This is a genomic window from Janthinobacterium salmonicoloratum, assembly GCF_051380845.1.
Classification (GTDB): Bacteria; Pseudomonadota; Gammaproteobacteria; order Burkholderiales; family Burkholderiaceae_D; genus Janthinobacterium; species Janthinobacterium lividum_F.
Genome location: NZ_JBNYXV010000004.1, coordinates 185,443 through 198,687, shown reverse-complemented (window position 1 = coordinate 198,687; position 13,245 = coordinate 185,443). Strand labels below are relative to the sequence as shown.

The following is a 13,245-nucleotide window of genomic DNA, read 5'->3' as shown; positions in this document are numbered from 1 at the left end:
ACCAGACGAATCGGAGAGGCTTGCGCTGGCAGGCGCAAGCCGGTTGTGCGGCGCCGGGCTGTGCCCGCCGAAGTCCCGCACAACCCCCGCATCCGCAAGCACTCCACAGACAGTTCTACCTACTTGGCACGATCATTTCATTTAACTCAACCATCACTGCTGTGCAGCTTATGGGCAAGCGAGTTACCTAATATTTAGTCGGACGCCAAGTAAGCCAGCATCAGACGAGCTCTGTTGTGACTCTGGAGCTTTTGACGGCCCACCCCAGGGACGAGGTGTTCCAGGGCTAACAGCGATTACGCTGCCAGTGCGCACGAGTTACCGATGGCAGTTAAGTTTTTTCAGCTTGTATTTACGAGGTAGCCCGCCCTCGGTATGCTTTGCGCTGCTTTGCAATCCAGGTGGAAACCAGGTCGTCCCCAGCGTATCGTCAACGTAGCGCAATCTTCACACTCTTGCATGATGCGTTCGTTTGTTGGCGCACCAGATCGAGCGGAGGCCGATTTACGCTGCCAACTGGCGCTCCTGCGCCGCCTTCACCACCGCGCTGACCAGCTCGAGCAACGCTTGCGGCGTATCCAGCAGATGGTCGGCATTCCAGTGCTGCGGCTCGACGGGGCCGCAGTAGCCCCAGGCGCAGGCCACCGTGCGCATGCCGGCGGCCCGGCCGGCCTGGATGTCGCGCAGGTCGTCGCCCACGTACCAGCAGTCTTGCGGCGTCAGGTCCAGGCGGCGGGCCGCCTCCAGCAGGGGGGCGGGGTGCGGTTTCGGGTGCGGCATGGTGTCGCCCGAGATCACGCAGCCTGCAGCGCCCAGGCCGATCTGGCCGACCAGCGGGTCGGTGAAGCGGGCGGCTTTGTTGGTGACCACGCCCCAGGCCAGGCCCAGGGCGCTCAAGCCTTCCAGCATGGCGGGGATGCCGTCGAATAAACGGCTTTCCACGGCCAGCGCCGCTTCGTAATTGTTCAGGAAGCCGTCTTTCAGGGCTTCATAGCCGCTTTCGCCAGGTTGCACGCCATACGACACGCCTATCATGCCGCGCGCGCCGGCCGAGGCCGTGGGGCGCAGGATCTCATACGGGGTCGGCGCCAGGCCGGCGCGCGCGCGCAGCAGGTTGATGGCCGCTGCCAGGTCGGGCGCGGTGTCGGCCAGCGTGCCGTCGAGGTCGAACAGGATGGCGCGCGGGGCTGGCAGATGGTCTGTGATCATGGCGGGTAAAGTGTGTCAAGTAGGAATGAAAAATGGCGGCCGCAGCCGCCTTGTATTGTGCGTGATGGTTACAGCGGCCGGGTGCAGGCCACCAGATAATTGACGCTGGTATCGCTATTAAGTGAGTAAATCTTGGTCAGCGGATTGTAGCCCATGCCGCGCATGCTGTTGATGTCCAGGCCGGCGCTGCGCACGTATTGCGACAGCTCGGCCGGGGTGATGAATTTGTCATAGTCGTGCGTGCCTTTCGGCAACAGACGCAGCAGGTACTCGGCGCCCAGGATGGCGAACAGATACGCTTTCGGGTTGCGGTTCAGGGTCGACAGGAAGATGTGGCCGCCCGGTTTCACCAGGGTGGCGCAGGCCTTGACGATGGCGGCGGGGTCCGGCACGTGCTCGAGCATTTCCATGCAGGTCACGACGTCGTACTGGCCGGCTTCTTCCTCGGCCATGGCTTCGGCGGCGATCAGCTTGTAGCGTACCTTGGCGCCAGATTCCAGGCTGTGCAGGTCGGCAACTTTCAAGGCCTTGTCGGACAGGTCGATGCCCGTCACGTCTGCACCCTTGCGTGCCATTGATTCGGCCAGGATGCCGCCGCCGCAGCCGATGTCGATCACGCGCTTGCCGGCCAGCGGCACTTTCGCGTTGATCCATTCCAGGCGCAGGGGATTAATTTCGTGCAGGGGACGAAACTCGGAAGTGGGGTCCCACCAGCGGTGGGCCAGCTCACTGAATTTTTGGATTTCGAGAGGGTCGGCGTTCATAGGTCGAATAATAGCGGCAATTTTACAATTGGGCAGCCACGGACGAAAAAAAACCCCGCCGAAGCGGGGTTTTTCATGCTGGTCTTGACTTGCGCGATGACTTGCGGCAAGTCCAGGAACTCAGCTATTACTTGTTGCGGGTACCAACAACTTCGATTTCCACGCGACGGTTTTTCGCACGGCCTTCGGCAGTTTTGTTATCAGCAACAGGTTGTTTCTCGCCTTTGCCTTCGGTGTACACGCGGTTGCTTTCAACGCCTTTGGTGACCAGGTAGGCTTTGACAGCATCAGCACGACGTACCGACAGTTTTTGGTTGTAAGCATCGGTGCCGACGGAGTCGGTGTGACCCACAGCGATGATGACTTCCAGGTTGATGCCGCCCAGTTGTGCGGACAGCTCGTCCAGCTTGGCTTTGCCTTCTGGCTTCAGCGTAGCTTTGTCGAAATCGAAGAATGCATCAGCAGCGAAGCTGACTTTTTCCGAGGTAGGAGCAACGACGACTGGTACTGGTACGACAACGGCTGGTGCTGGTGCTGGTACGACTGGTGCTGGAGGAGCCACGCATTTGCCGTCTTGCAGGGTTTCTGGCTCTACGCACAGTGGCACGTCGCAACCTGGCACTGCGTCAGCAGGTGTCCAGTAGCCGGTACGCCAGCACAGGCCGAATGGATCACGCACGATCACGCCGCGGGCATCTTGCACATAAGCGCTTTTTGGGCTTGGTGCTTGGATGTCAGTGGTAACTGGCGCGAATGGTGGGGAGGTTGGGGTTTGGGCCGAAGCCGAGCCAGCAATCACTGCGGATGCAGCGAAAAACAGCGTTACAAATTTATTCATTCTTTTTTCCTTTCGGGGGGTGATATCCGCAGAACAACACTGCGCTACTGGTGCTACGTGCCAAGATTTTATCATGTAGACCATATGCGCTCGTTTCAGATTGCGAAACTAGCAATTAACTTCCCAGTCATTTTGCCACACGCATCAGGGGCACACGACCGTGGTTAAATCAAAGCTTGCCCGATTTTAGACCGTGCGTTGTTTTTGCGCAACGAAAATGCCCATTTGTAACGCGTCTGTAACAATTGATCGTTTTTTTTGCCACTTTTAAGGGCAGGTGTCTTGAACTGGTATTTCCATTGTGCATTATCGACAGGTCTACGTGCACGCCCCCGGTGCAAACTGCCAATCTTGTCGGTATGGCCAATTTGTACAGGTAGCTGGGCGCGCATGCTAAAATCGTGCGCTTGACTGTTAAGAGTGTCGAGCAAATGCCCACGGCAGCACCGTATGGCCAGGAGGTACCCTTGCGGTACCTGTACTGGCTGTGCCGCCAGCCCGTCGATTTGTTCAATCACTCTGCGACATGGAAGCCGGGCCGCGCCAGCAGCGCGCAGCGCGGCGTCCACGACGACAGCCACCCAGGATATGCAGTATTGCGTCATACATTGCGTAACAGATAAGTTAACCACAGCCTGAGATCAGTCGAACCGCCAATGGATCAATTCGCAAAAGAAACAATTCCTATTTCCCTCGAAGAAGAGATGCGCAAGAGCTACCTCGATTACGCCATGAGCGTGATCGTCGGTCGCGCCTTGCCCGATGCGCGTGATGGCTTGAAGCCAGTGCACCGCCGCGTCTTGTTCGCGATGCATGAAATGAATAACGTGTGGAACCGCCCTTACGTCAAGTGCGCCCGCGTGGTCGGCGAAACCATGGGTAAATACCATCCCCACGGCGATGCCTCGATCTACGACACACTGGTGCGCATGGCGCAAGATTTTTCGCTGCGCTACATGCTCGTCGATGGCCAGGGCAACTTCGGTTCCGTCGACGGCGATGGCGCCGCGGCGATGCGTTACACCGAGTGCCGCCTGGACAAGATCGCCGGCGAACTGCTGGCCGATATCGACAAGGATACCGTCGACTTCCAGCCCAACTACGATGGCAAGGAAAAGGAACCGACGGTCTTGCCGACGCGTATCCCGAACCTGCTGATCAATGGCTCGTCCGGTATCGCGGTCGGCATGGCGACGAATATTCCGCCACATAACATCACCGAAGTCATCGACGGCGCGCTGCACGTGCTGCGCAACCCCGATTGCACGATCGATGAATTGATCGAGCTGATCCCGGCGCCGGACTTCCCGACGGCCGGCATCATCTATGGCGTGTCCGGCGTGCGCGACGGTTACCGCACGGGCCGTGGCCGCGTCGTGATGCGCGCCAAGACCCACTTCGAAGAATACGGCAAGGATGGCGGCCGCATCGCCATCATCGTCGACGAGCTGCCATTCCAGGTCAACAAGAAATCCTTGCTGGAACGCATCGCCGAAAACGTGCGCGACAAGAAGCTGGACGGCATTTCCGACATCCGCGACGAATCCGATAAGTCGGGCATGCGCGTGGTGATCGAGCTGAAACGGGGCGAAGTGCCGGAAGTGGTGCTGAACAATCTGTACAAGCAGACCCAGTTGCAAGACACTTTCGGCATGAACATGGTGGCCCTGGTCGATGGCCAGCCGAAGCTGCTGAACCTCAAGCAGATGCTGCAATGCTTCCTGTCGCACCGCCGCGAAGTGGTCACGCGCCGTACCGTGTTCGAACTGCGCAAGGCGCGCGAACGTGGCCACGTGCTCGAAGGCCTGGCTGTCGCGCTGGCCAACATCGATGACTTTATCGCCATCATCAAGGCCGCGCCAACGCCACCGATCGCCAAGGTCGAGCTGATGGCCAAGGCCTGGGATTCGTCCGTCGTGCGCGAAATGCTGGCCCGCACGGGTGACGGCACGACGCCAGGCGGCATCGATGCCTACCGTCCGGAAAACCTGCCGAAGCACTACGGCATGCAGACGGATGGCCTGTACAAGTTGTCGGACGACCAGGCGCAGGAAATTCTGCAGATGCGCCTGCAGCGCCTGACCGGCCTGGAGCAGGACAAGATCGTCAACGAGTACAAGGACGTGATGGAACATATCGCCGACTTGCTCGACATCCTGGCCAAGCCGGAACGCGTTACCGTCATCATCACCGATGAAATGACGGCGGCGAAGAACGAATACGGCGCCGGCAACAAGGACGTGCGCCGCTCGCAGATCGAGCTGAATGCGACCGACCTGGAAACGGAAGATTTGATCACGCCGCAGGACATGGTCGTGACCCTGTCGCACACGGGCTACATGAAGGCGCAGCCAATCACCGAATACCGCGCGCAGAAGCGCGGCGGACGCGGCAAGCAGGCCATGGCGACCAAAGAGGAAGACTGGATCGACCAGCTGTTCATCGCCAATACGCACGACTACATCCTGTGCTTCTCGGATCGTGGCCGCATGTACTGGCTGAAGGTGTGGGAAGTGCCGCAAGGCTCGCGCAATTCGCGCGGCAAGCCTATCGTCAACATGTTCCCGCTGCAGGACAACGAAAAGATCACCGTGATCCTGCCGCTGTCGGGCGAGAACCGCACGTTCCCGGAAGACCATTACGTTTTCATGTCGACCAGCCTCGGTACCGTCAAGAAGACGCCGCTGAAGGACTTCAGCAATCCACGCAAGGCCGGCATCATCGCGGTCGACCTGGACGACGGCGACTTCCTGATCGGCGCGGCGCTGACCGATGGCCAGCACGACGTGATGCTGTTCTCCGATTCGGGCAAGGCAGTGCGCTTCGACGAAAACGATGTGCGTCCGATGGGCCGTACGGCGCGCGGCGTGCGCGGCATGAACCTGGAAGAAGGCCAGCACGTGATCGCCCTGCTGGTGGCTGAGAACGAGCAGCAGTCGGTGCTGACGGCAACGGAAAACGGTTACGGCAAGCGTACGCCGATCACCGAGTACACGCGCCATGGCCGTGGCACGAAAGGCATGATCGCCATCCAGACCAGCGAGCGCAACGGTAGAGTGGTTGCCGCGACCCTGGTCGATACCAGCGATGAAATCATGCTGATTACCACCGGTGGCGTATTGATCCGCACCCGCGTGTCGGAAATCCGCGAGATGGGCCGCGCGACGCAGGGCGTGACCCTGATCGCCGTGGAAGACGGCACCAAACTGTCCGGCCTGCAGCGCGTGGTGGAAACGGATATCGACGAAGTCGAGCTGACGACGGAGGCGGGCACTGATGCCGCGCCAGCGGCGGCTGAACCAGCCGATCCCGTTGATCCTGTCGATCCGGCCCAGCCGGAGTAAGATGATTGGGGCTCTTTCGGGAGCCCCAATTGCTATTGGCGCGCCAGTTGCGGCGCCAGCCTGCGTGTCCCAGCTTATTTCCCGCTTTTATAAAGTCCCGCATGCCATGAGAAAAATCGTCGCCACCTTCTTTGCCGCGTTTTCGCTGGCCTTTCTTGCGACCCTGCCGGCCCTGGCCCAGAGCACGCAAGCCACGCCCGCCCGCCAGGCCGCGCCCAGCCCTGCCATGAAAGTGGCTGTGCGGCGCATGCTCGACGCGATGCAGTTCCCGCAGCTGACGCGCAATATCTTCGACCAGATGCTGCAATCGGTGCCCGCCATGATCCGCCAGTCGGCGCAGCAGCAAATCAGCAGCAACCCGAACCTGGACGAGCAGCGCAAGGCGCGCGCGCTGGCCAGCGCCGAGGAAGAAATCCCCTTGGCCATCGCCACCCTGACGCAGGTGCTGGCCGACCCGACCCTGATCGACGAGCTGGCCGCCGAAATGGTGCCCCTGTATGCGCGCTTTTACACGGTGCCCGAAGTCGAGCAGCTGACGGCCTTCTACAAGACGCCGCTGGGCCGCAAGATGCTGGCCACCATGCCGCAACTGTCTGCCGAATCGATGGCCATCAGCCAGCGCGTGCTGATCCCGCGCGTGAATGCCGTGCTTGACCAGGTCATGCGGGCGGCTACGCAGTCGCCCCAATAATTTCATTTTACTAAGGACCGTATCGTGACCCATATCTACAACTTCTCCGCCGGCCCCGCCGTCCTGCCCAAGGAAGTGCTGGCGCAAGCGGCCGCCGAGATGCAGGACTGGCATGGCAGTGGCATGTCGGTGATGGAAATGAGCCACCGTGGTCCTGAATTCATTTCCATCTACAAGCAGGCGGTGGCCGACCTGCGCGAGCTGCTGGCCGTGCCCGCGAACTACAAAATCCTGTTCCTGCAGGGCGGTGGCCTGGGCGAGAACGCCATCATCCCGATGAATCTGGTGGGACTGGCCGCGCAGCAGCCGGCCACCGTCGACTTCGTGCACACAGGCTCGTGGTCGGGCAAGTCGATCCAGGAAGCCGCCAAGTATGCCAGCGTGAACGTGGCCGCGTCGTCCAAGGCCGCCCGTTTCACGGGCGTGCCGCCGGTGAGTGAATGGAAGCTGACGCCAGGCGCCGCCTACCTGCACATCTGCACCAATGAAACCATCGATGGCGTGGAATTCCAGCAGGCGCCAAACGTGCCGGCAGGGACCACCATCGTGGCCGACATGTCGTCGCACATTTTGTCGCGCGTGATCGACGTGTCGCAATACGGCGTCATCTTCGGCGGCGCGCAGAAAAATATCGGCCCGGCCGGCCTGACCCTGGTCATCGTGCGTGAAGATTTGCTGGGCAAGGCGCTGCCGATCTGTCCGTCGGCCTTCGACTGGACCATCGTGGCCGAACATGAGTCGATGTACAACACGCCGCCCACCTACGGTATCTATATCGCCGGCCTGGTTTTCCAGTGGCTTAAACGCCAAGGTGGCGTGGCAGCCATGGAACAGCGTAATATTGAGAAAGCGGCGCTGCTGTACGCGGCGCTCGATGCGGACGACTTTTACCAGAACCGGGTCGACCCCGCATACCGCTCGCGCATGACCATTCCGTTCTATCTGCGCGACGAAAGCTTGAATGACGCATTCCTGGCCGGCGCCAAGCAGCGCGGCCTGCTGCAACTGAAGGGCCACAAGTCCGTCGGCGGCATGCGTGCATCGATCTATAACGCGATGCCGATCGAGGGCGTGCAAGCCTTAGTGAATTATCTGAACGAGTTTGCCGGACGCTGAGTCGCATAGACGACCGCGCCGGCCCGCCGCCGGCGCAGGCCGCGTGGCCATGATTGAAGTACAGCTGACGAAACAAACCAACCATGACCGATAAATTGAAACCGCTGCGCGAACAGATCGATGCGATCGACGCGCAAATCCTCGAGCTGCTGAACCGCCGCGCGCAAATCGCCCAGCAAGTGGGCCACGTGAAGGCTGAAACGCAGGCGCCCGTGTTCCGCCCCGAGCGCGAAGCGCAGGTGCTGCGCGGCGTGGCCGAACGCAATCCCGGCCCCATGGGCGACCGCGAAGTGCAGACCATCTTTCGCGAAATCATGTCGTCCTGCCGCTCGCTGGAAAAGCGCGTCACCGTGGCCTACCTTGGCCCGGCCGGCACCTTCAGCGAGCAGGCCGTGTATCAGCAGTTCGGCAGCGCCGTCGAAGGCTTGCCGTGCGCCTCCATCGATGAAGTGTTCCGTGCCGCCGAAGCGGGAACGGCGGACTTCGGCGTGGTGCCGATCGAGAATTCCTCGGAAGGCGCCGTCAACCGCACGCTCGACATGATGCTGCAGACCAGCCTTATCATCAGCGGCGAGGTGGCGATTGCCGTGCACCACAGCCTGATGACGAAGAGCGGCAACATGGATGGCGTCACCTCCATCTGCGCCCATTCGCAGGCGCTGGCGCAGTGCCAGGTGTGGCTGAACCAGAATTACCCGCACGTCGCGCGCCACGCCGTGGCCTCGAACGCCGAAGCGGCCCGCATGGCCGGCGAAGATGGCACGGTGGCGGCAATCGCCAGCGAACTGGCCGGCGCGCAGTACAAGCTGGGCGTGGTCAAAGGCCATATCCAGGACGACCCGCACAACCGCACGCGCTTTGCCGTCGTGGGCACCTTGCAGACGGCGCCGTCGGGCAAGGACCAGACGTCCCTGGTGCTGGCCGTGCCGAACAAGGCGGGCGCCGTGTACCAATTGCTGGCGCCCCTGGCGAAACACGGCGTGTCGATGACGCGCTTCGAGTCGCGCCCGGCGCGCATGGGCAGCTGGGAGTATTATTTCTATGTCGACGTGGAGGGCCACGTGCATGACGCAGCCGTCGCCCAGGCGCTGGCCGAGCTGCAGAGCAATGCGGCGTTTTTCAAGGTGCTGGGGTCATATCCTGTCAGCCTGTGAAGTTGTAGCGATACTTACAATCACCCACTTTTTTAAAGAACACCATGTCTAAAAATATCGGTCCAGAATACGTCCGCGCCATCGCCCCTTACCAGAGCGGCAAACCGATCGCGGAAGTTGCGCGCGAATTCGGCCTCGACGAGGCAGCCATCGTCAAGCTGGCGTCGAATGAAAACCCGTACGGCATGCCGGAATCGGCCAAGCAGGCGATGATCGCCGCCATCGATGACCTGGGCCGCTACCCGGATGCCAACGGCTTTGACTTGAAAGCCGTGCTGTCCAAGCGCTACGACGTGCCGGCCGACTGGATCACCCTGGGCAACGGCAGCAACGACATCCTGGAAATCGCCGCGCACGCGTTTGTGCAGCATGGCGAATCCGTCGTCTACTCGCAGTACTCGTTTGCCGTGTACGCGCTGGCCACACAAGGCCTGGGCGCGCGCCACATCGTCGTGCCGGCGCAAGCCTACGGCCATGACCTGGATGCGATGGCGGCGGCGATTGCCGACGACACGCGATTGATCTTCATCGCCAACCCGAACAACCCGACCGGTACTTTCTTGTCGGCGGCGCAACTGGAAGCGTTCCTGCAGAAAGTGCCGCAGCACGTCGTCGTCGTGCTGGACGAGGCCTACAACGAATTCCTCTCGGCCGACGACCAGTACGAGTCGACGGCGTGGGTGCGCCAATATCCGAACCTGGTGGTCTCGCGCACCCTGTCGAAGGCTTACGGCCTGGCCGGCCTGCGCATCGGTTTCGCCATCGCCCAGCCGGTGCTGACGGACCTGATGAACCGCATCCGCCAGCCATTCAATGTCAACTCGCTGGCGCAGGCGGCGGCGATTGCCGCCCTGAACGACAAGGCCTTCCTCGAGCAAAGCGCGCGCAACAATGCGGCCGGCTACCAGCAGTTTACGGAAGCGTTTACGCAACTGGGCCTGGAATACGTGCCGTCGCACGGCAATTTCGTGCTGGTGAAAGTGGGCGACGATGATGAAGCGGGTGCGCGCGTGAACCTGGCGCTGCTGAAACAGGGCGTGATCGTGCGTCCCGTCGGCAGCTATGGCTTGCCGCAATGGCTGCGCATTTCCATCGGCCTGCCGCAGGAAAACGCCATCTTCATCGCCGCGCTGACGAAAGCGCTGGCCTGACCTTATGACGACGCCTGCACTGAAAAAAGTTGTCATCTTCGGCGTAGGCCTGATCGGCGGCTCGTTCGCGCGCGCCATGAAACACGCGGGCGCGGTGAGCAAGGTGGTCGGCATGGGCCGCTCGCCGGCATCGATGGCGCGCGCGCTCGAACTGGGCATCATCGACGAGATCGGCGGCGACATGGCGCAAGCCATCGTCGGCGCCGACCTGGTGCTGCTGGCCGCACCCGTGGCGCAAACGGGCGCCATCCTGGCATCCATCGCGCCGCATTTGCAGCCGGGCACCATCGTCACCGATGCTGGCAGCACGAAAAGCGACGTGGTGGCGGCCGCGCGCGCGGCGCTCGGTGAAAAAGTTGGGCAATTCGTGCCTGGCCACCCGATCGCGGGACGCGAGACGAACGGCCCTGACGCGGCCATCATCGATCTGTATCAAGGCAAGAAAGTGGTGCTCACGCCGCTGGCGGAAAACGCCGCGGCTGACGTGGAACTGGTGGCTGGCGCCTGGCGCGCCTGCGGCGCCATCCTGCGCACCTTGAGCCCCGAAGAACATGACAAGGTGTTTGCCGCCGTCAGCCATCTGCCGCATTTGCTGGCCTTTGCGCTGGTCGACGACATCGCCAACAAACCGCACGCGGGCCTGCTGTTTCAATACGCGGCCAGCGGCTTTCGCGACTTTACGCGCATCGCTGGCTCATCGCCGGAAATGTGGCGCGACATCAGCCTGGCCAACCAGCCGGCGCTGCTGCACGAACTGGACGCCTACCTGGCGCAGTTGACGACCTTGCGCGCCCACCTGGCCGCGAACGACGGCGCCGCCATCGAAGGCGTGTATGCGAACGCCCAGCACGCGCGGCAGCAATGGATCGAGGCGATTGAAACGGCGGAAATGCCAGCCGCGCCCACACGATAAATACTCAAGGATTCCAGCATGACCCAGACCAAGCACTACCCCCACCATATCGATTTGAAGCCAGTGATGCATGCCGAAGGCACGGTGCGCTTACCCGGCTCGAAAAGCATTTCCAACCGCGTGCTGCTGCTGGCCGCGCTGGCCAAGGGCACGACGAAAATCATCGACTTGCTCGCCTCCGACGACACCTTCGTCATGCTGACGGCGTTGACGTCGCTGGGCGTCAAATGGACGCAGGATGAATTGACGGGCGACCCGGCCTCTGCTCACCACGTGCATCACGTGGAAGGCTGCGGCGGCGTGTTCCCGCACCACGAGGCGGACCTGTTCATGGGGAACGCCGGCACGGCGATCCGTCCGCTGACGGCGGCCCTGGCCGTCATCGGCGGCGACTACACCCTGCATGGCGTGTCGCGCATGCACGAGCGCCCCATCGGCGACCTGGTCGACGCGCTGAACGCCGTCGGCACGCAGATCGAATACACGGGCGAGCAGGGCTTCCCGCCGCTGCGCATCCGCCGCGGCCACATCCACGCGCAGCGCATCGCCGTGCGCGGCAACGTGTCGAGCCAGTTCCTGACGGCCCTCCTGATGGTGGCGCCGCTGATGGCGCGCGACCATGCGGTGACCATCGATGTGACGGGCGAGCTGATCTCGAAGCCGTACATCGAGATCACCCTGAACCTGATGCGCCGCTTCGGCGTGACGGTCGAGCATGACGGCTGGCAGTCGTTCACCGTCCAGCCGGGCCAGCAGTATCAAAGCCCGGGCACCATCCACGTCGAAGGCGACGCTTCGTCGGCCTCGTATTTCCTGGCTGCCGGCGCCATCGGTGGCGGTCCCGTGCGTGTGGAAGGCGTGGGACGCGACAGCATCCAGGGCGACGTGCGTTTCGTCGAAGCCTTGCAGCAAATGGGCGCGACCATCACCATGGGCGAGAACTGGATCGAAGCCCGTTCGAACGGCGTGCTGAAAGCCGTCGACATGGATTTCAACCACATCCCCGACGCAGCCATGACGATCGCCGTGGCCGCCCTGTACGCGGACGGCACCAGCACCTTGCGCAATATCGCCAGCTGGAGGGTGAAGGAAACGGACCGCCTGGCCGCCATGGCGACGGAGTTGCGCAAGCTGGGCGCGGAAGTGGAAGAGGGCGCTGACTACCTGCGCGTGACGCCGCCGGCCGAGATTGCCGCTGCCACCATCGACACGTATGACGACCACCGCATGGCCATGTGCTTTTCGCTGGCCTCGCTGGACGGTGCCGCGCGCCGCGGCAACGAGATGCGCATCAACGACCCGAAATGCGTGGCCAAGACCTTCCCCGAGTACTTCGCCGCGTTTGCGGGGATTGCCAAAGACACCTTGATTTAATTGATTGTTTAATACTATGTCGACCTCCAACATTCCAGTCATCGCCATCGACGGCCCCACCGCTTCCGGCAAGGGCACGGTGGCGCACCGCGTGGCCGACAAGCTGGGCTTTCATTACCTCGATTCGGGCGCGCTGTACCGCTTGACGGCCTTGACGGCGCTGCGCCGCGGCACGGACTTGCGCGACGAGCACGCGCTGGCCAAGCTGGCCGAACACTTGCCTTGTCATTTTGCGGGCGGTGAGATCCTGCTGGCGCAGGAAAACGTCACTGAGCATATCCGTGCCGAAGAAGTGGGCAATACGGCGTCAAAAATTGCTGTGTTGCCAACGGTTCGCCATGCCCTGGTCAGCTTGCAGCTGGGTTTTCGCAAGACGCCGGGCCTGGTGGCCGACGGGCGCGACATGGGTACGGTGATCTTCCCGCACGCCCAATTGAAGGTGTTCCTGACCGCCAGCGTCGAGGCGCGCGCGCAACGGCGCTACAAGCAATTGATAGACAAGGGTTTTTCTGCTAAGATGGAAGACCTTCTGATGGATTTGCAGGCGCGGGACGAACGTGATACTCACCGTGCGATTGCGCCGCTGGTCCCCGCAGAAGGGGCGCATGTCCTCGATACCTCGGCAATGACGGCTGATGAAGCCGTTGAAACCGTGTTGAAATGGTATGCAGTTGCAGCAAAATAGTGTGAT

The 13,245-nt window shown here is 61.8% G+C and carries 12 protein-coding genes and 1 other RNA gene; 8 read left to right on the top strand and 5 right to left on the bottom strand.

Going from position 1 to position 13,245, the window contains the following annotated elements:
- Window positions 1–90: 90 nt before the first annotated feature.
- From ssrA to ACQ4WY_RS20460, 5 genes are all read right to left on the bottom strand, one after another.
- Window positions 91–413, bottom strand: a transfer-messenger RNA (tmRNA) gene (ssrA, locus tag ACQ4WY_RS20480).
- 91 nt (window positions 414–504) lie between these two features.
- Window positions 505–1,209 (bottom strand): HAD family hydrolase, encoded by a 705-nt coding sequence (locus ACQ4WY_RS20475; protein ID WP_436505619.1) that lies wholly within the window; start codon window positions 1,207–1,209, stop codon window positions 505–507.
- Between the two features lie 68 nt (window positions 1,210–1,277).
- The gene (gene ubiG, locus ACQ4WY_RS20470; RefSeq protein ID WP_353658488.1) at window positions 1,278–1,973 is read right to left on the bottom strand and encodes a bifunctional 2-polyprenyl-6-hydroxyphenol methylase/3-demethylubiquinol 3-O-methyltransferase UbiG; all 696 of its coding nucleotides are present in this window, start codon (window positions 1,971–1,973) and stop codon (window positions 1,278–1,280) included.
- Window positions 1,974–2,100: 127 nt separating this feature from the next.
- Window positions 2,101–2,811 (bottom strand): outer membrane protein OmpA, encoded by a 711-nt coding sequence (ompA, locus tag ACQ4WY_RS20465; RefSeq protein ID WP_353658487.1) that lies wholly within the window; start codon window positions 2,809–2,811, stop codon window positions 2,101–2,103.
- A 164-nt stretch (window positions 2,812–2,975) separates the two neighbouring features.
- Window positions 2,976–3,203 (bottom strand): hypothetical protein, encoded by a 228-nt coding sequence (locus ACQ4WY_RS20460; protein ID WP_353658486.1) that lies wholly within the window; start codon window positions 3,201–3,203, stop codon window positions 2,976–2,978.
- Window positions 3,204–3,467: 264 nt separating this feature from the next.
- On the opposite strand from ACQ4WY_RS20460, the gene gyrA reads away from it, so the two are divergent.
- The 8 genes from gyrA (at window position 3,468) to cmk (ending at window position 13,239) form a co-directional block, all read left to right on the top strand.
- Window positions 3,468–6,155, top strand: coding sequence for a DNA gyrase subunit A (gyrA, locus tag ACQ4WY_RS20455; protein WP_436505617.1), 2,688 nt, complete (start codon window positions 3,468–3,470; stop codon window positions 6,153–6,155).
- Between the two features lie 106 nt (window positions 6,156–6,261).
- On the top strand, window positions 6,262–6,846 hold the full coding sequence (locus tag ACQ4WY_RS20450) for a DUF2059 domain-containing protein (RefSeq protein WP_436505616.1): 585 nt from the start codon (window positions 6,262–6,264) through the stop codon (window positions 6,844–6,846).
- A gap of 24 nt (window positions 6,847–6,870) precedes the next feature.
- On the top strand, window positions 6,871–7,962 hold the full coding sequence (gene serC / locus ACQ4WY_RS20445) for a 3-phosphoserine/phosphohydroxythreonine transaminase (protein ID WP_436505615.1): 1,092 nt from the start codon (window positions 6,871–6,873) through the stop codon (window positions 7,960–7,962).
- A gap of 83 nt (window positions 7,963–8,045) precedes the next feature.
- Window positions 8,046–9,116, top strand: coding sequence for a prephenate dehydratase (gene pheA / locus ACQ4WY_RS20440; protein WP_353658483.1), 1,071 nt, complete (start codon window positions 8,046–8,048; stop codon window positions 9,114–9,116).
- A gap of 44 nt (window positions 9,117–9,160) precedes the next feature.
- Window positions 9,161–10,267: a histidinol-phosphate transaminase gene (gene hisC / locus ACQ4WY_RS20435; RefSeq protein WP_436505612.1), complete on the top strand. Its 1,107-nt coding sequence runs from the start codon at window positions 9,161–9,163 to the stop codon at window positions 10,265–10,267.
- 4 nt (window positions 10,268–10,271) lie between these two features.
- Window positions 10,272–11,180 carry a prephenate dehydrogenase gene (locus tag ACQ4WY_RS20430; protein WP_436505611.1) on the top strand — a complete coding sequence of 303 codons (909 nt, stop codon included), beginning with the start codon at window positions 10,272–10,274 and terminating at the stop codon, window positions 11,178–11,180.
- A gap of 18 nt (window positions 11,181–11,198) precedes the next feature.
- The gene (gene aroA / locus ACQ4WY_RS20425; RefSeq protein WP_436505609.1) at window positions 11,199–12,554 is read left to right on the top strand and encodes a 3-phosphoshikimate 1-carboxyvinyltransferase; all 1,356 of its coding nucleotides are present in this window, start codon (window positions 11,199–11,201) and stop codon (window positions 12,552–12,554) included.
- Between the two features lie 16 nt (window positions 12,555–12,570).
- Window positions 12,571–13,239 carry a (d)CMP kinase gene (cmk, locus tag ACQ4WY_RS20420; protein WP_436505607.1) on the top strand — a complete coding sequence of 223 codons (669 nt, stop codon included), beginning with the start codon at window positions 12,571–12,573 and terminating at the stop codon, window positions 13,237–13,239.
- Window positions 13,240–13,245: the final 6 nt, after the last annotated feature.

Excerpts from the sequence above, each read along its gene's own strand:
- ACQ4WY_RS20475 (WP_436505619.1), bottom strand. The coding sequence starts at position 1,209 with ATGATCACAGACCATCTGCCAGCCCCGCGCGCCATCCTGTTCGACCTC.
- ubiG (WP_353658488.1), bottom strand. The coding sequence starts at position 1,973 with ATGAACGCCGACCCTCTCGAAATCCAAAAATTCAGTGAGCTGGCCCAC.
- ompA (WP_353658487.1), bottom strand. The coding sequence starts at position 2,811 with ATGAATAAATTTGTAACGCTGTTTTTCGCTGCATCCGCAGTGATTGCT.
- ACQ4WY_RS20460 (WP_353658486.1), bottom strand. The coding sequence starts at position 3,203 with ATGCGCGCCCAGCTACCTGTACAAATTGGCCATACCGACAAGATTGGC.
- gyrA (WP_436505617.1), top strand. The coding sequence starts at position 3,468 with ATGGATCAATTCGCAAAAGAAACAATTCCTATTTCCCTCGAAGAAGAG.
- ACQ4WY_RS20450 (WP_436505616.1), top strand. The coding sequence starts at position 6,262 with ATGAGAAAAATCGTCGCCACCTTCTTTGCCGCGTTTTCGCTGGCCTTT.
- pheA (WP_353658483.1), top strand. The coding sequence starts at position 8,046 with ATGACCGATAAATTGAAACCGCTGCGCGAACAGATCGATGCGATCGAC.
- hisC (WP_436505612.1), top strand. The coding sequence starts at position 9,161 with ATGTCTAAAAATATCGGTCCAGAATACGTCCGCGCCATCGCCCCTTAC.
- ACQ4WY_RS20430 (WP_436505611.1), top strand. The coding sequence starts at position 10,272 with ATGACGACGCCTGCACTGAAAAAAGTTGTCATCTTCGGCGTAGGCCTG.
- aroA (WP_436505609.1), top strand. The coding sequence starts at position 11,199 with ATGACCCAGACCAAGCACTACCCCCACCATATCGATTTGAAGCCAGTG.
- cmk (WP_436505607.1), top strand. The coding sequence starts at position 12,571 with ATGTCGACCTCCAACATTCCAGTCATCGCCATCGACGGCCCCACCGCT.